This is a genomic window from Flavihumibacter solisilvae, assembly GCF_000814475.1.
GTDB lineage: Bacteria > Bacteroidota > Bacteroidia > Chitinophagales > Chitinophagaceae > Flavihumibacter > Flavihumibacter solisilvae.
On record NZ_JSVC01000018.1, the window covers coordinates 94,462 to 112,006 of the forward strand.

16 protein-coding genes are annotated in these 17,545 nt (G+C 47.6%); 9 read left to right on the forward strand and 7 right to left on the reverse strand.

The window, feature by feature from the left end:
- Positions 1-61 precede the first annotated feature (61 nt).
- The gene (bshC, locus tag OI18_RS16100) at positions 62-1,684 is read left to right on the forward strand and encodes a bacillithiol biosynthesis cysteine-adding enzyme BshC (protein ID WP_039141623.1); all 1,623 of its coding nucleotides are present in this window, start codon (positions 62-64) and stop codon (positions 1,682-1,684) included.
- A gap of 55 nt (positions 1,685-1,739) precedes the next feature.
- Positions 1,740-2,252, forward strand: coding sequence for a 5-(carboxyamino)imidazole ribonucleotide mutase (gene purE, locus OI18_RS16105; RefSeq protein WP_039141626.1), 513 nt, complete (start codon positions 1,740-1,742; stop codon positions 2,250-2,252).
- A gap of 18 nt (positions 2,253-2,270) precedes the next feature.
- On the opposite strand, the gene OI18_RS16110 is transcribed toward purE, so the two are convergent.
- The 7 genes from OI18_RS16110 to OI18_RS16140 form a co-directional block, all read right to left on the reverse strand.
- Complete coding sequence (locus OI18_RS16110; protein WP_039141628.1) at positions 2,271-2,675, reverse strand: response regulator; 405 nt, start codon at positions 2,673-2,675, stop codon at positions 2,271-2,273.
- Complete coding sequence (locus tag OI18_RS16115; RefSeq protein WP_039141631.1) at positions 2,672-4,318, reverse strand: PAS domain-containing sensor histidine kinase; 1,647 nt, start codon at positions 4,316-4,318, stop codon at positions 2,672-2,674. Before OI18_RS16115 ends, OI18_RS16110 begins: the two co-directional genes overlap by 4 nt.
- Position 4,319: 1 nt before the next feature.
- A complete protein-coding gene (locus OI18_RS16120) occupies positions 4,320-5,336 on the reverse strand; it encodes an ATP-binding SpoIIE family protein phosphatase (RefSeq protein WP_039141632.1) in 1,017 nt (338 codons plus the stop codon).
- On the reverse strand, positions 5,329-5,742 hold the full coding sequence (locus OI18_RS16125) for an anti-sigma regulatory factor (RefSeq protein ID WP_205410062.1): 414 nt from the start codon (positions 5,740-5,742) through the stop codon (positions 5,329-5,331). Before OI18_RS16125 ends, OI18_RS16120 begins: the two co-directional genes overlap by 8 nt.
- Positions 5,723-6,121 carry an STAS domain-containing protein gene (locus tag OI18_RS16130; RefSeq protein WP_039141635.1) on the reverse strand — a complete coding sequence of 133 codons (399 nt, stop codon included), beginning with the start codon at positions 6,119-6,121 and terminating at the stop codon, positions 5,723-5,725. Before OI18_RS16130 ends, OI18_RS16125 begins: the two co-directional genes overlap by 20 nt.
- A 6-nt stretch (positions 6,122-6,127) precedes the next feature.
- Positions 6,128-6,991 carry an STAS domain-containing protein gene (locus OI18_RS16135; RefSeq protein ID WP_039141636.1) on the reverse strand — a complete coding sequence of 288 codons (864 nt, stop codon included), beginning with the start codon at positions 6,989-6,991 and terminating at the stop codon, positions 6,128-6,130.
- A gap of 432 nt (positions 6,992-7,423) precedes the next feature.
- Positions 7,424-9,451, reverse strand: coding sequence for a copper-translocating P-type ATPase (locus tag OI18_RS16140; RefSeq protein WP_039141639.1), 2,028 nt, complete (start codon positions 9,449-9,451; stop codon positions 7,424-7,426).
- Between the two features lie 129 nt (positions 9,452-9,580).
- Here OI18_RS16140 and OI18_RS23890 point away from each other — a divergent pair, with 129 nt between their 5' ends.
- The 7 genes from OI18_RS23890 to OI18_RS16175 all read left to right on the forward strand — a co-directional run bounded on the left by OI18_RS23890 (position 9,581) and on the right by OI18_RS16175 (position 17,529).
- A complete protein-coding gene (locus tag OI18_RS23890) occupies positions 9,581-9,979 on the forward strand; it encodes an HYC_CC_PP family protein (protein WP_052273294.1) in 399 nt (132 codons plus the stop codon).
- An 85-nt stretch (positions 9,980-10,064) separates the two neighbouring features.
- Positions 10,065-10,697: a DUF3347 domain-containing protein gene (locus tag OI18_RS16150; protein ID WP_052273295.1), complete on the forward strand. Its 633-nt coding sequence runs from the start codon at positions 10,065-10,067 to the stop codon at positions 10,695-10,697.
- Between the two features lie 24 nt (positions 10,698-10,721).
- Positions 10,722-12,017: an efflux RND transporter permease subunit gene (locus OI18_RS25095; protein ID WP_039141640.1), complete on the forward strand. Its 1,296-nt coding sequence runs from the start codon at positions 10,722-10,724 to the stop codon at positions 12,015-12,017.
- Positions 12,014-13,939: an efflux RND transporter permease subunit gene (locus OI18_RS25100; RefSeq protein ID WP_039141642.1), complete on the forward strand. Its 1,926-nt coding sequence runs from the start codon at positions 12,014-12,016 to the stop codon at positions 13,937-13,939. Before OI18_RS25095 ends, OI18_RS25100 begins: the two co-directional genes overlap by 4 nt.
- Positions 13,926-15,194: a TolC family protein gene (locus OI18_RS16165; RefSeq protein ID WP_039141645.1), complete on the forward strand. Its 1,269-nt coding sequence runs from the start codon at positions 13,926-13,928 to the stop codon at positions 15,192-15,194. The genes OI18_RS25100 and OI18_RS16165 overlap by 14 nt, the downstream gene beginning before the upstream one ends.
- Positions 15,191-16,321: an efflux RND transporter periplasmic adaptor subunit gene (locus OI18_RS16170; RefSeq protein ID WP_039141648.1), complete on the forward strand. Its 1,131-nt coding sequence runs from the start codon at positions 15,191-15,193 to the stop codon at positions 16,319-16,321. The genes OI18_RS16165 and OI18_RS16170 overlap by 4 nt, the downstream gene beginning before the upstream one ends.
- Positions 16,318-17,529 carry an efflux RND transporter periplasmic adaptor subunit gene (locus OI18_RS16175; RefSeq protein WP_039141651.1) on the forward strand — a complete coding sequence of 404 codons (1,212 nt, stop codon included), beginning with the start codon at positions 16,318-16,320 and terminating at the stop codon, positions 17,527-17,529. Before OI18_RS16170 ends, OI18_RS16175 begins: the two co-directional genes overlap by 4 nt.
- The last annotated feature ends 16 nt before the right edge of the window (positions 17,530-17,545 follow it).

The following is a 17,545-nucleotide window of genomic DNA, read 5'->3' on the forward strand; positions in this document are numbered from 1 at the left end:
TCATTTAACGAGAATTTATAAGGTGTCATCATACCTTTATCACTGTTTCAACCACGACAGTATGGAATGTAGTAGCGCACTGCTAAGCTATAAGGATACAGGATCATTTAACCAGATCGTAACTGATTATGTAGAGGGTGCAGCCGACCTCGGCCCCTTTTACGAACACCCGGTAAGTTATGAGGGCATTGCTGCGGCTATCCGGAACCGTGAAATCTTTCCGACCGACAGGCAGACCATTGTTGAAGTGTTGACGGAGCAGTACAGTAAATCGATGCTGATCGATCCGGTTGTGGACGCAAACATCAGGAAGCTGGGTGATCAGAAGACATTTGTTATTACCACAGCGCACCAGCCCAATATTTTCTCCGGCTACCTTTATTTTATTTATAAGATCATTCATGCCATAAAACTGGCCGATGACCTGAAAGGAAAATTTCCTGAATACGATTTTGTGCCTGTGTATTATATGGGCAGTGAAGATGCTGACCTCGATGAGCTGGGAAAGATCTGGCTCTCCGGCGAGAAACTTGTGTGGGATACCAAGCAGACCGGTGCGGTTGGAAGGATGAATACAAAGGGGCTCGACAAACTGGTTCACCGGATTGAAGGGGAACTCTCTGTGCTTCCTTTCGGGGCAGAACTCGTAAGCCTATTAAAGGAAGCCTACCTGCAGTCGCCCGATATCCAGACTGCAACATTCAGGTTGGTGCATAATTTGTTTGCTTCATTTGGGCTAGTTGTATTGATTGCTGATCATCCCTTGCTTAAAAGGAAAATGATCCAGGTGTTTACTGACGACTTGTTGCAGCATAAGCCTTCTGAAATAGTAAATGCTACTACTGAGCAACTGGCAAAGAAATATAAAGTGCAGGCTAGTCCCCGCGAAATCAATCTTTTTTACCTGAAAGATGATATCAGGAATCGCATAGATAAAGACGGCAATGACTTTGTTGTAGTGGATACTGACCTGCGTTTTACCCGTGCGGAATTGTTGCAGGAATTGGAATTATACCCCGAACGGTTCAGTCCGAATGTGATCCTGCGTGGTCTTTACCAGGAAACCATTTTACCCGGCATCGCATTTATCGGTGGTGGGGGAGAACTTGCCTACTGGCTTGAGCTCAAGAACCTGTTCGAACATTACAAAGTGCCATTCCCCGTGCAGGTGCTACGCAATTCCTTCCTGCTGGTGGAGCAGAAGTGGGAAGAAAAAATGAATTCGCTCGACCTGCGGGTGGAAGATTTCTTCAGGTCAACCCAGCAACTCACAGATGAGCTTGTGAAGCGTGACTCTGCAGCACAGGTGCACCTTACGAATGAGCTGCGCGATACCAGGGCCTTTTATGATCATTTGCGGAAGGTCAGCGGCAAGATAGATAAGACACTTGAAGTGCATGTATCTGCGCTGGAGAAGCGGATGACGAAACAGTTGCAGGAGCTGGAAAAGAAACTGCTGCGTGCCGAGCGCAGGAAGTTTGGCGACCAATCGCGACAGATTGCGGCGATTCGCGCGGCCCTCTTCCCCAACGATAACCTGCAGGAGCGGGTGGAGAATTTCATGCCCTACTATGCACGGCTGGGCAAGACATTCTTCGATACTATTTACGAGTGTTCGCCCGTGCTGGAGCAGAAATTTGTCCTGTTGGAGCTGAAGGAAAAGAAAGTCGGGTTTGAGGTTTGAACAAAAAATCAGTTCTTTTGTGCTCTGATTGATTAATGCTCCTCAATTAAATTATATGAGTCTTGTTGGTATAATAATGGGATCTGATTCCGACCTCCCCGTGATGCAGGCTGCGGCAGATATGCTGAAGCAGTTTGGGATTTCCTACGAACTGACTGTGGTTTCCGCGCACCGCACCCCGAAAAGGATGGTTGATTATGCCACTACCGCCCGCGACCGCGGTATCAAAGTGATCATAGCCGGCGCCGGCGGCGCCGCGCATTTGCCAGGTATGGTTGCCTCACTGACACCCTTACCTGTAATAGGTGTACCAATTAAGTCGTCGAACTCCATCGACGGCTGGGATTCTGTATTGTCCATTCTCCAGATGCCCAATGGCATTCCTGTTGCGACAGTTGCGCTTAATGCGGCCAAAAACGCCGGCATTCTCGCTGCTTCGATCATCGGTGCGTTTGAGGCTGAAGTTGGCAACAAAGTAGCAGCCTATAAAACTTCCCTCGAAGAAGAAGTGCTGAAGAAAGTAAGCAAGCTTAAGGCTGACGGGCAACCGAATGATTTCGATGCGTGACAAGGCTGGTTTTGTGAATTAATACGCTTTCCAGAACTTGTGAAAGGCCTGTGCGGTCTCAAGACATTCGTTGAAGGTTATTGGTTTGGTAATGTAGGAGTGTGCGCCCAGCTGCATACATTTTTCCATTTCAATGGAATTGATGGAAGTGGAAAAGATGATAACGGGGACTTCCCTGAAACGGTCGTCGAGTTTAAGCCTGCGCAAGGTTTCGGTGCCATTCAACTTTGGCATGTTAAGGTCAAGAACAATGAGACAGGGGATATTTCCGAGGTCATATTCCCCGGAAAGCAGTTGCAGTGCGTGTTCACCATCATCAGCAAAGTTTATGGTGTTGCCTGCATTTATCATTTCCATTGCATCCCTGATGATTTCCTTGTCTTCAGGATCATCGTCAGCAAGTAAGATTTTCCACCTTTTCATAACTCTGACCGTTTTACCAGTTGACTGGGTAATGAAATAAAAAAACTTGCCCCGACATCTTCCCTTGCTTCCGCCCAGATCCTGCCCTGGTGCAATTCAACAATTTTCTGGCAAATGGCAAGGCCAAGACCGGTGCCTTCATAAGCCTCCCGGTTATGCAGGCGCTGGAACAACGTAAAGACCTTGGGAAGATACTTTTCATCGAACCCGATACCATTGTCTTCAAACACAATCTCGTATTGGCCATTCCTTTCCGTGCATCGGATATTGATTACAGGGGTGCGCGACGTGCTGGAATATTTAAGGGAGTTGCCGAGTATATTCTCAAATAGCTGGCGCATCATGCCTGCATCCCCGCCAACAGTGGGAAGCGATGAAATATTAAGCTGCGCATTTTTTTCCGTAATGGCAATTTCGAGGTCCTGCAATGCATCCTTCACAATTATGTTGAGATCGACAGGTTTAAACTCTAACGGTTTGCTGTTAAGGTGCGAGAACAGCAGCAGGTCCTGGATCAGTGCCCTCATACGCATTGAAGCGGAATGCATATTCCTGAGCAGGTCGCTTCCGCGGTTATCCAGCACCGTTTCATATTGGTTCAGCAGGTAATCGCTGTAAAACAACAGTTTCCTGATTGGCTCCTGGAGATCATGCGATGCTATAAATGCAAACTGCTGCAGTTCTTTGTTGCTCCTGTTGAGTTCGTCAACATAAGTCTGAAGCATCTTTTGATTCAATTCGAGCTGAACCTGTGCCTGTTTTAATTCGACATTGTCCTTCAGTGTTTCTTCGTAGACCTTTTGCGCGTGGATATCAACCATGTACCCGATCCAGTATTGCAGTTCATCTTTGTCATCCCGAAAAGGAGTAATGGACACCATGTGCCAGAAATAATCTGCATCATTACCATTGCGGAATCGTGCCTGGGTCCGAATCACTTTTGCATTCCTGGCAGAATGACTTTTCAGGATATGTGAGAATGCATCGTAGTCTTCTTCATGCACTATAGACCTCCAGCCATCGGTATTCAGGCTTTCAATGGTCTGCCCGGTAAATTTGGAAAGCCATTCATTAGCATACAGTAAATTTCCTTCCAACCCGAGGGAAAAGATGATCAGGGGCAATGAATTGGTAAGTGTCTTATATTGGCTTTCGCTTTTTTGAAGACGCTCAGACATTTCCTGCATCTGCTCGTTTTTCCGTTTGATTTCTTCATAAGGTGAAACAGGAGGTTCGTTGCGGAAAAGCGTGCGCCATTCATCGAGTTTACGGATGTCTGCTTTTAAAAAGGCAGGAACAGCATAATATAATTCAATCGAAGTGGATCCGCCGTTGTTGAGAACCTGGTATTTATTTACCAGTCGCTTCGCATATTCCAATCCCCTTTTTGCATTTTCGCCCGTTTGTTGGTTGGTAAGCGATGCCACAATAAAATCATCTTTAAGGTCCGACTTTACCCCCAGGACCAGGTAACTTCTTTTACCTGACTCAATAGATGTGCGTGCCACTTCAGAAACAGCGGTTGCAAATGATGTCTGGGCAGACAAAGACAGTCCGGAAAGCTCGGCCAGCTTCATTGAGCGTTTGTGCGCGAGGATCAGGTCCATTTCATTGTCCAACGCAATTTTTGCTATCTCGTCCATGTCACAGAGTTATTTTACAGCCAGCCACAGATGTATCATCGGTATGCCGGGCGAAGTCCTTCACAAGGCAGGCACATATGACTGACAAGTCATAGCGCAAAATGCCGTTATGCCTTAACAGGTCCCATCTTGATTTCAGTCCGTCACTGCAGCACAGTAACAATTGTCCTTTTTCATACTCGATTTCCTGTACGTTAAGTGTTCGCGGCAAATTCATCCCGATGATACCGTTGTAGGCGATATAATTTTTTGAAATCGTAGGCCCGGTTATCCTTGTGCTGATGTTTCCGACGCCGCACAATTTCCAGGATTTGGATTTCATGTCAAATATGACGACTGTTCCGACCAGTCCCCTGGTCTTTTTGACTGCGGTATTCATGGAACGAATGATCTCGACAGGATCGCAGGAATTGCAGTCCAGGAAAGAATTCCCCGCCTGCCTGACAGCTTCTGCCGCTTCGGGCCCGTGACCAAGTCCGTCGCCGAGAAACATCTTTACCTTATCTTTTTCGACTTTGTATACAAAGCCGTCACCACTTAGCTCTTCACCGGTTTTCGGAAAAACAAGGGACCTGATCTCAGTAACTGTTTTCTTAAGTGACATCGGCCGTTCTTTTTCAAAGATCCTGGCGAGTACAATGGTTCCCCAGCCTTTTTGGGAATACAACTGGAATACATCAGACAACCTTTTGATGGACCCCAGCCCGATTCCCAGGGTTTGCCTGGAAGAGACGCCATCCAGCATAACCCGGTTAATATCGGCAATACCCGGACCACTGTCGATACTGATGATCTCAATCCCGGCAATATTATTTTCTTCCACCAGCTTAACCAGCAGTTCCCCACCTCCCGCATGTTTAACCAGGTTGCTTGCGAGTTCCGCGACTATGATATCGATTTCGCTAATCTTTTTTGCAGAAAACCCTGCCGATACACAAACATTATGTATTTCCTTTTTTAAAATGGCCAGGTAACTCCTGTCAGGAGCTTTTAAAACAATATGGGTATCATTACCCATTTTTCCATTTAAGTATGGAGACGATTGTTCCTTCACCCGGTTTACTTTTAATGTCAAATTCGTTCACAAGTCTTCTCGCACCGGGCAAGCCAAGTCCCAGGCTCTTTCCTGTTGAATAGCCATCTTTCATGGCCAGGTCAACGTCCTTAATACCCGGTCCCCTGTCTTCGAAAAGCAAACGGATCCCGCTGTTCCTGTTATCGCTGACAACTTCTATTAAAGCGGTACCGCCACCGGCATATTTCAGCATGTTCCGCACCAGCTCGCTGGCGGCAGTTATGAGTTTAGTCTGATTGACAAGGCTCATACCAATTTTCACCGCATATTCCTTTACACGGTTCCGAAAAGGGATCACATCCTGTTCCTTCTCGATTTTCATGGTATCCTTATTCAGTACTATTCTCATCGTCTTCTGTTTCTTCCGGTTCTTCCCCGATCCTGTCTTTTAATAAATCCATGCCTTTTTCAACATTGAGCGCGGTATGCACTCCTTTCAATTCAAGTCCAAGCTCAATAAGGGTAATGGCTACAGCAGGTTGCATACCTACAACCACAGTTTCTGCGTCCATAATTTTGGCCATGCTGCCAATATTTCCAAGGATCCTGCCCATGAAAGAATCGACGATGGACAGTGCCGAAATATCGATCAGCACTCCCCTTGCTTCAGTCTTGTTTACAGCCTGGATCAAATCCGATTCCAGGTTAGTAGCCAGCCGGTCGTATAGGTCAATCTGGATGGTGACCAGCAAAAATTTCCCCATCCGGAGTATTGGAATACGATCCATATGTAATTAGATAGCTTTTTCCCTTTGAGATTTTTTTACTTCCAGTTTGAGCATGGTAAACGCATATTTGAGTGCGCTTGCGAGAGATGCTTTTGTAACGATGTTGGAGAGATCGATACCGAGGTGCACGACAGTTTGTGCAATTTCGGGGCGGATGCCGCTTATGATGCATTCGGCTCCCATAAGCCGGGTAGCCGCTACTGTCTTAATGATATGCTGTGCAACCAGTGAGTCAACCGCAGGTACACCGCTGATGTCGAGGATAGCGATTGTGCTGCCACTTTCCACGATCTCTTCAAGCAGGCTTTCCATCACTATCTGGGTGCGGGCGCTGTCGAGGGTTCCGATAATAGGCAATGCCAGGATACCATCCCAGACGCGGATCACCGGGGTTGAAATTTCCGCGATCTCGTCTGTCTGGCGCAGGATCACTTCCTCCCTGCCTTTTATAAAGGTTTCAAAAGTTGTTATGCCAAAGCTGTCCATCAGTTTATTCATGTTCAGCGTTGCGTCAACCAATGCTAAGGGGTCGTCTTTCAGCTCAGCCTGCAATGTTTTCAAAACCGCATCCTTCAGGCTGAAAATAAAGGTTCCCGTTTCCCTGGGCGAATAACCCTGCCTTGCCCTGGATATCGAAATTCCTGCGAGGATCTCATTCACCCCTTCAAAATCGGCGGATTGCGGGTCGGTTATATTAGTTGAAGTCAATGATTTCAGCAAACTGTCGAGAAGTTCGTCAGATTGTGTTCTTAACTCTTCATTCGACATGAGGTCTTCTCTGAGACCTGCATCTTTCAGCTGGAAATTCATCCAGTCTTCCAATAGTTGTTTCTTCTTCTTTTGCAGAAGCCTGGAAATGTCTTGTTTCATTGGTTTTGCTGTTTTGGGTTTAACTTATGGGTTGGTGAAAACCGTTGTGAAAGCCATAAGTTTGAAAGAAAAACAATAAATGAGCCATTAGCAAGCGATTTACTGTTTGTCCTGGTTTTCGCGTAGCCGAAACGGTTATCCTATGGCCATTCTCATTGGAAATGCAGGCTGGTACTGCGATGCAGGATTTTCTCCACGCGCCTCTAAGTGTTGGGCGCTCCGCCAATTGATGGGGAAATATCGAGTATTTATTTACTCATGATGAGGTGGTTTGTCACCAATTTACCAGGGGCAGGAAGTATGGGATATTTGAAATTTACCCTATCCTATACCCTGGTATGTCCAACTAATCTGACGGGTGAATAGTAAAAACAGAAGGGGAAGTTCTTTATGAAGGCGGTGCATAGTGATAAGTTTAATTGTCTGGGTCTACTATTGCTTTACCTTAAGCAAACTTGCATTGATAGCCACCACAACGGTACTGACACTCATCAGCACAGCTCCGGTGGCAGGGCTCAACAAAATCCCGGAGCCATACAGAACCCCGGCAGCCAACGGAAGCGCAATCACGTTATAACCCGTCGCCCAGGCCAGGTTCTGCACCATTTTTTTGTAGGTTGACTTTCCAAACATGACAAGGTTGGCTATGTCGCGCGGGTTACTGTTTACCAGTACAATTGCTGCAGTTTCCGCTGCGATATCTGACCCTGAGCCTACTGCTATGCCGATATCTGCCTGCGCAAGTGCAGGTGCGTCATTTACACCATCGCCGGTCATTGCTACAAACTCTCCCTTGCCCTGGATCTCTTTGATCTTTTCCAGTTTCTGGTGTGGGAGTACCTCCGCATAGTATTTGTCAATCCCAAGTTGCTTACTCACGCTTTCGGCCACCTGCTTATTGTCTCCGGTTAGCAGGATGGATTTTATCCCGATGGTGTGCAGGGTGCGTATCGCATCAGCAGATTCAGGACGGATTTTGTCAGCCAGTGAAATATAACCGGCAGGAGTGGAGTCGACAATTACGAAGACAGTTGTTTCAGCGGCATCAGGACGGAAGTTACCGGGCAGGGAAATATTGTTTTCTTTCAGGAAACCCGGACTGACAACTTTAACCTGTTTGCCTTCAACAGTAGCTTCAACACCCTTGCCGGTAATCGCGTTAAAGTTTTGTGCAGCCGGAACCTGGAGGGAAAGGTCCTTCACTTTTTGGATGATGCCTGTAGCTATCGGGTGTTCGGAGTTTTGTTCCAGCGCCGCAGCCAGACGCAGCAATTCATTTTCACTTACGCCTTCCTGTAAGGCAACTATTTTAGTCACTTCAAATTTACCGTAGGTCAACGTTCCTGTTTTATCGAAGACGAGCGTAGTGATCTTCCTCGAGTTTTCAAAGGCTGTCCGGTTCTTGATCAGCAGCCCGTTTTTGGCTGACAACGCAGTTGACTTTGCTACTACCAATGGTACTGCAAGGCCTAATGCGTGCGGACAACAGATCACAATCACAGTCACCATTCTCTCAATAGCAAAGGCAAGGTCCTTTCCTGAAAGATACCATGCGAGAAATGTGGCAATGCCGGCAGCGATGGCGATCAGGGTCAGCCAGCGTGCTGCTGTATCGGCCAGCAATTGAGTCCTGGACCTGGATTGCTGCGCATCCTGCACCAGTTTGATCACCTGCGACAGGTAGGAATCTTTCGCGCCATGCAGAACAGAAATCTTTATAGCGCCATTTCCATTGATGGAGCCAGCAATGACTTTGTCGCCTTTGCTCTTCTCTACCGGTTTCGATTCACCGGTAAGCAGGCTTTCATTCAGGTAACTCTGTCCATCGACGATAACGCCGTCGGCGGCGATCTTTTCCCCGGGTTTCACCAGGATAACATCGTTTTCCTTCAACGTTTCTGTTTTGACATCCATTACATGATGGCCATGTACGAGGTGGGCGTCATCCGGCATTAACCGGACCAATAGCTCCAGTTCCTTTGAAGCCCCGGCAATCGACTTCATTTCAATCCAATGTCCCAGTAACATAATGAGGATCAGCGTAGCCAGTTCCCAGAAAAAATCCATTCCATTCAAACCAAACACTGTGACAACGCTATACACGTATGCTACCGTTATCGCAAAACCGACCAGTGTCATCATACCGGGGTTCCGGGCTTTCATTTCGTTCCCCCATCCTTTAAGGAATGGCCAGCCTCCGTAAAAGAATACAATTGAAGAGAGAGAGAACAGCACATAATCAGAACCCGGAAAACTGATATGGATGTTCAGCCAGTGCTGGATCATTTCAGAAAGCAACATGACCGGGATAGTCAGGATGAGCACTACGAAAAATCTTTTCCTGAAATCATCAATCATCATAGCATGATGGTCATGACCTGCATGTCCCATTGGTGGGTTGGTGTGATCGTGCACCTGCTGTTGTTGTGTCTGTGGCTGTGGGTGATGATGATGTTCCATGGCTGCTGTCTTTATAAGGATAAAAGTAGAAGTATTCAATAGTTCCACTAGTACACTTTTGTAGGAAATAGTTATACTTTATTGGTAGTTGTTGGTAATGAATAAAAATTCCCTATACCTTTGCAGAGCATGAAGAAATTCATTGTCGCCATACTCGCCATTCTTTACCTGGGCTCCATTACCGGTGCCCCGGTGCACCTGCATTACTGCATGGGTAAGATTGCCGACTGGAGTCTCGGACATGCAGAAAAGTCCGGCGAATGTAGCAACTGCGGCATGGAGAAATCCACTTCATCAGATAATGGCTGCTGCAAGGATGAACATAAATTCATCAAAGGCAGTATCGATCAGAAGCTGGTGGAAAGTGTCCAGCTCATGCTGGTGACTGCAGTACCTGTTAATCCTATCTATGTTGTTTTGCAGGCACCGGCTACCAGTAATGAGGTTGAAATCCTACCACACAGCAATGCTCCGCCCCGAAGCAGCAAGGTTGACATTTACATACTGGACAATACATTCCTGATTTGATTTAGTCTTTTTCAATTGTGCCGGGTAATTCAGTTTGCCGGGCTAATCGTCATTCCCATCATTCCCCATCTCTCATCTCATTAAAATGAAAAAGACATTCATTATTATCTCAGCATTCACCACGTTGGCATTTGCCGCCTGTTCTGATTCACCAACAAAATCCGGCCACGAAAATCACGATACCATAACCGCGCAACCGACAGAACCTGCAGCCACACAGGAAACAAAAGAAACTGATGTAAAGACTATCCCGGTAGTGTTCACATCAGTGGATCCAAACGCTGCCGCCTCTTTAAAGGCCGTGGTTGATCATTACCTGCATGTAAAAAATGCTCTCGTGAACGATAACGCTGCGGAAGCGGCAAATGGCGCAAAGGCCATGCAGAAAGCGGTGTCCGGCATCGATAAATCCTACCTGAGCGCGGACCAGAAAAGTGCTTACGATAAACTGGAGCAATCGCTGAAAGAACATACCGCGGTCATCGCCAAAAGCGGGACTAAAATCGCCGATCAGCGCACCCACTTTGCATCCCTCAGCGAAACTGTATATGAACTGGTAAAGAACTTCGGTGCAGGCCGAACCATGTACCACGATCATTGCCCCATGGCCCGCAACAACCAGGGCGCCATGTGGATGAGCGAAAACAAGGAAGTCACGAATCCCTATTTCGGCGCTGAAATGCTCAACTGTGGAACAGTAGAGGAAGAAGTGAAATAACGCCTCACCCTTTAACCAGTTAATATGGTTCGCAAACTCATTGAGCTTGCGCTGCGCAACAGGCTTATCGTCCTGTTGCTGGCAGCAGCAATGTTCGCCTACGGCATATTTTCTATCCGGAAGAATCCTATCGACGCCATTCCTGACCTCAGCGAGAACCAGGTGATCGTGTTTACCGAATGGATGGGTCGAAGTCCACAGGTGATCGAAGACCAGGTGACCTACCCGCTGGTGAGCAACCTGCAGGGAATTCCGAATGTGCGCAACATCCGTGGTTCTTCCATGTTTGGCATGAGCTTCATCTACGTGATCTTCGACGATGATGTCGATACCTATTGGGCCAGGACCCGCGTACTGGAGCGACTGAATTTCGCGCAACGCCTGTTGCCGCAGGGTGTAACGCCAACGCTTGGTCCCGATGGTACAGGAGTTGGCCACATCTACTGGTACCATCTCGATGCCCCGAAAATGGACCTTGGGGAGCAGCGTGCGCTGCAGGACTGGTACATCAAATTTGCCTTGCAGACAGTTCCCGGCGTTGCGGAAGTGGCATCTTTCGGTGGCTTTGAAAAGCAATACCAGCTGGTGATCGACCCGGTTAAGCTCCAGTACTATAACATCTCCATGATGGATGTGATGAATAAGGTCCAGGCCAACAACAATGATGTAGGAGGACGAAAATTCGAAATGTCGGGGATGGCTTATATCATTCGTGGCCTGGGTTATATCCGCTCGCTTGAAGACGTGGAGAATTTAGCCCTGGGCAATTACAAGGGTGTACCGGTACGGGTGCGCGACGTGGGCACGGTGCAGATGGGAGGAGATCTTCGGTTAGGCATTTTCGATATGGATGGGGAAGGGGAAGTGGTCGGCGGTATCGTAGTAATGCGATACAACGAGAATGCGAATAAAGTGATCGAAGCCGTAAAAGAAAAAATGGCTGAAGTGCAGAAGGGGCTGCCGGAAGGTGTGACATTCAAAACTTCCTATGACAGGAGCACGCTGATCCAGGAAGCGATCGCTTCAGTAAAGGCAACGCTGATCGAAGAAATCATCGCTGTTTCCCTCATTGTCCTGTTATTCCTGTTCCACTGGCGAAGCGCATTGATCATTCTCATCCAGCTTCCTATTTCCGTTGCAGCCGGATTTATCCTGCTGGAAATGTTTGGCATCTCGTCCAATATCATGTCACTTACCGGTATTGCGTTGGCAATCGGGGTGGTAGTCGATGACGGTATTGTGATGGTGGAAAACGCGTACAGGCATGTGAACGAAGCACAGGAACAAAAGATTTCAGGACAGTTAAAAGACTCAGTATGACAAAGTGGTTCAGCCGTGAAAAGGATCCGCTTAACGAAGCGGAAAAAATGGCCGTGATAGAAAAGTCTTCCAAACAGGTTGGCCCGGGGGTATTTTATTCAACGATTATCGTGGTGGCTTCCTTTCTCCCGGTCTTCCTGCTTACAGGAATGGAAGGCAAATTATTTCACCCGTTAGCATGGACAAAAACATACATTCTGTTGATTGACGCAGTGCTTGCAGTAACGTTGACACCTGTGCTGATCAGCCTGATGTTGAAAGGAAGACTGAAACCAGAAAGCGCCAACCCGATAACTCGTACGCTCGAAAATATTTATACGCCAATTCTCAAATGGTGCCTGAAATGGCGGAAGACGATCATCGGGATAAATCTCCTGGCTCTTGCAATTGGAATTGTTATGATGACCCGGTTGGGATCCGAATTCATGCCGCCGCTCGATGAGGGGTCGCTGTTATTCATGCCTGTAACCCTTCCCGACGTTTCCAACTCGGAAGCGAAGCGTCTTCTGCAGGTTCAGGATAAACTGATCCGTACTGTTCCTGAAGTTGAGCATGTGCTGGGGAAAGCAGGTCGCGCGAATACCGCAACGGATAACTCGCCGATCAGCATGATTGAAACGATCATTTTGCTGAAGCCGGCAGATAAATGGCGAAAAGGCATCAGCAAGGATGATATCATCAATGAGCTGAACGCCAAACTGCAGATCCCGGGCGTAACGAATGGCTGGACCCAGCCCATCATTAACCGGATCAATATGTTGTCGACGGGCATCCGTACCGACGTGGGACTGAAGGTGTATGGTCAGAACCTCGACAGCATTTATGCCTTCTCTCAAACCATCAAGAAACAACTGGAAGGAATAGATGGAATCAAGGACCTGTATGTTGAACCGATCACCGGTGGTAAATACATTGATATTGTCATCAGGCGGGAAGAGATCGGCAGGTATGGGTTGAGCATTGATGATGTGAATGCAGTGATTGAAACAGCATTGGGCGGGATGAAACTCACGACTACAATCGAAGGGCGGCAACGGTTTTCCGTGAACGCCAGGTATGGCCAGGATTTCCGGAACAACCTGGAAGCACTGAAAAGACTACAGGTGCAGACAATGGAATTCGGGCCGGTCCCGCTTTCCGCGGTTGCGGAGGTCAGGTTGAGTGATGGTCCACCCATGATCAATTCTGAAAACGCCATGCTTCGTGGAACAGTGCTCTTCAACGTACGGGAGCGCGACCTGGGAAGCACTGTCAAAGAGGCGAGGAGTAAACTGAACCAGTTGATCAGCCGGTTGCCAAAAGGATATTTCCTGGAATGGAGCGGGCAGTGGGAAAACCAGATCCGCGCCAACCAGACTCTTAAGATGATCCTGCCCATTGTGTTGCTGATCATTTTTATCGTCCTGTATTTCACTTATCATTCGCTCAAGGAAGCATTGCTCACTATGGTAACCGTTCCGTTCGCTTTGATCGGCGGCGTATTCATGGTGTATTTCTATGGCATTAATTTATCGGTTGCTGTTGCGGTTGGTTTCATCGCTTTGTTTGGGATGGCAATAGAAACTGCCATGCTCATGACCATCTACCTGAATGAAGCAATGGAAAAGATGGTGGCTGAGCACGGAAACTCGAGGGAAACACTTACCCCGAAAATCATCAGGCAATATGTAGTGGAAGGTTCAGCCAAAAGATTACGGCCAAAACTCATGACCGTGTCCGTGAGCCTTTTTGGCCTCATTCCAATTCTGTGGGCTACAGGAGTAGGCAGTGATATTATGCGACCCATAACAGTGCCCCTGATCGGTGGTACCATTTCATCAACCATTTATGTACTGCTGATCACGCCGGTGATCTTTGAGATCATCAAGGAAAGAGAATTAAAACGTAACGGTAAAATAGAACTGATCGATGTTAAAGAATAAACTTTTATGCCTCGCAGTTATGTTGCTTGCTGCACACATGGCAAATGCGCAGGTAGTGAAACTGGAAAGCATCCTCGACAGTATCCGGGCTGTGCACCCGGTTATAAAGATGTATGATTACGAGATCCGGTCGATGGACGCGGCCGCAAAAGGTGCACGGAGCTGGATGCCACCTGAATTCAGCAGCGGACTGTGGATGGTGCCTTACGATCCTTCGCGCTGGAAAAAAATGGATGATGGCATGGGCGGAACAACAGAGGGGATGGGACAGTACATGATCGGAGGCCAGCAAATGTTTCCTAGCAGGAAAAAACTTGATGCCGACGCAAAGTATATGGAAACGATGTCCTCCGTCGAAAAGGAAAAGAAAAATGCCACGCTGAACGAACTGGTTAATGATGCGAAACAATTGTATTATGAATGGCTGGTATTGAAAAAAAGACAGTCCATTCTCGAACAGAATGAAAAGCTGCTGGATTTCATGATTAAGAATGCAGAGATCCGTTATCGCAACGGCCTGGAGAAGATCAATGCCTATTACAAGGCAAAGGCGGCACTTGGCAACATCCAGAACATGCGGCTGATGGCTGATAATGACATCCGGGAAAAGCGCATCCGGATCAACGCGCTGATGAACCGAAATGTTATGACTGATTTCGAAATCGATACAGCATACATATTGACCGATTATTCTTCCATGGCTTTTGACAGTACCTTGTTTTACGGGAACCGGAGTGACCTGAAAGCTGTTGACAACCAGATCAACCTCACATACCTGAAACAGGAAACGGAGAAACAAAGTCTTCGTCCGCAATTCGGCGTCAGGTACGAGCATATGTTCGGTTTCGGGGGACTCCCTATGCAGTATTCGGTCATGGGAATGCTGAAACTCCCTATGGCCCGGTGGTCATCCAAAATGAACCGCGCGAATATGGAAAGTCTCCGCCTGAAAGCAACTGCACTTCAATCGCAGAAAGAAATGATGCTGAATGAATACAGCGGAATGGCCTATGGCATGCGCAATGAACTGGAGCTTAAAAGGAAACAGCTGCAGTTGTACGATTCCAGTATTGTTCCGGCATTGCAGAACAACTATAAGATCATGCAGCTGGGATATGAACAGAACACGGAAGAATTATTCATGTTGTTTGATGCCTGGGAGACATTATACATGGCAAGGATTGAACAGTTAGAATTGCTCGGCCAGGCACTGAAACTACAGGTCTCAATTGAAAGATTAATCGAACAGAAATGAAAACAGCATTGATCGCTTTAACAATTTTTGTCACGGCGCTTTCCTGCAAAGACAGTAATGATGAACATGCCGGTCACGTGGAGCAGGTTACCGTTTCGGATTCGGGCCTGGACGCGCTTGTTCGTCCGACGGATGAGTTCGTGCTCTCAGGAATCGCTGTAACCACCATGCAAAAGCATGAGGAACAGATCGAGATCGAAGCTTTAGGAAGTATCGCCTATGATACGAAGGAAACAGGAAGTATTGCTGCCCGGGCTTCCGGCAGGATCGAGAGACTGTATGTTCGCTACCGTTACCAGAAGATCCGGAAAGGCCAGCATATCATGGATATCTACAGTCCCGAGGTACTTACCGCCCAGCAGAACCTCTTATTCCTGTTAAAGAATGATCCTGCAAACAACAGCCTTGTTGAAGCAGCCAAAGAGCGGCTGATACTACTGGGAATGAGCAGCCAGCAATTGCAGCAGGTGATCAGGTCTGGCAAGGCTTCACCGGTTGTGGCCGTGTACAGTGGCTACGGCGGGCACATTCATGAGGCAGCGAACGGTACTATGGAGGACGAAGCAGGGAAGATGAAGGACATCTCCCTGTTAACAGCAGAACTGTCTGTTAAGGAAGGCATGTACCTGCAGAAAGGCCAATCGGTCTTCTCCATTTTCAACCCTGATCGCGCCTGGGTGCTGTTGAATATTTATGGTGAAAGCCAGTCCCTGGTCAGGACCGGCAACACGGTAAGGATTGTGCCTGAAACGGTGCCGGGAAAAGATTTCAGGGCGAAGATCGATTTCATTGAACCCTTTTACCGGAAGGAAAATAAAACACTTACGGCGCGTGTCCATTTTGATAACAGTGAACTCCGGATCCCAATCGGCAGCCAGGTGCGGGCAACTGTTTTTGGAAACACCCGTGATGCCTCCTGGCTGCCTAAGGAAGCTGTTCTTTCGCTGGGACTGAAACAGGTCGTCTTCCGCCGGGTGGGTGATGGTTTCCGTGCCCAGGCAATCAGTACAGGCATATCCAATAAACAGTATGTCCAGGTACTGGAAGGTTTGGATGAAACAGACTCTGTTGCTATAAATGCACAATACCTGATGGACAGCGAAAGCTTCATAAAAATCAAGCAATGATGTTACGGTCAATACAACTTATATTTTTACTGGTGGCAGTCCTGTTGACAGCTGCTTCGTGCCGCGAGAAGAAATCCGCGCAGGTTGATCCCGATGTATATTATACCTGTTCCATGGATCCGCAGGTAGTTGAATATAAACCCGGCAAATGTCCCATCTGCAAAATGGACCTGACACCGGTAAAGAAGCGGAACGGGGAGAAGAAGGATGAGATCCAGTTAAGTGAGCAGCAGATCAGGCTGGGAAATATTGTTACGGACACCATACGAAATGGTAAAATAGGAGACAGGATGGTGTTGACAGGCACACTGAATTTCAACCAGATGAAAAGCAGGGCGGTCAGTTCCCGGGTTATGGGAAGGATTGAAAAACTATACTTCCGCAACCAGGGAGACTATGTAAAAAAGGGAGCACCGTTGGCGGATATCTATAGTGAAGAGTTGAACGCTGCAAAGCAGGAATACCTGCTCGCCCTCGACAGGGCGAATGCATTCAAGGATGAGACAGCCATCGACTTTGGGCAATTGCTTCAAAGTGCCCGTAATAAACTGCAGTTATGGGGAATGACCAATGCCCAGCTTGCCGTGCTTGAAAAAACACGCAATGCAGGAACGGTAACCACTTTCTTCAGCACTGCAGAAGGTTATGTAGCAGAGCTGGCGCTACGAGAGGGGGATTACGTAATGGAGGGTGGTACAATTGTAAAACTGGTAGACCTTTCGGAACTCTGGGCAGAAGCGCAGGTGTATTCATCACAACTTGCACAGATCGACAGGAACAGTGTTGCTACTGTGCAATTGGTTGGGGACGAAGACAAAGAGGTGACCGGCAAGATCGACCTGGTCAACCCGGAGGTCAGCCCGGAAACCCGGATCAACCTATTACGGGTATCCATACCTAACCCCGGTAATCGTTTCAAACCCGGGATGCCTGTGTATGTTGTCCTGCAAAGTCCGGCGCGTAACACGCTCAGTCTTCCCGTTGATGCTGTGATCCGCGACGGAACGGCAGCAACGGTCTGGTTGCGCACCGGTAAAAGCAGTTTCAAAAATGTAATGGTAAAGACTGGAATGGAAAGCGGCGATCGCATTGAGATCCTTTCCGGACTTTCGTCCGGTGATGCTGTTGTAACTTCCGGGGCCTATTTATTAAACAGTGAATATATTTTTAAGAAAGGATCGGATCCCATGACGGGCCACAATCACTAAAACAACAATCAACCAT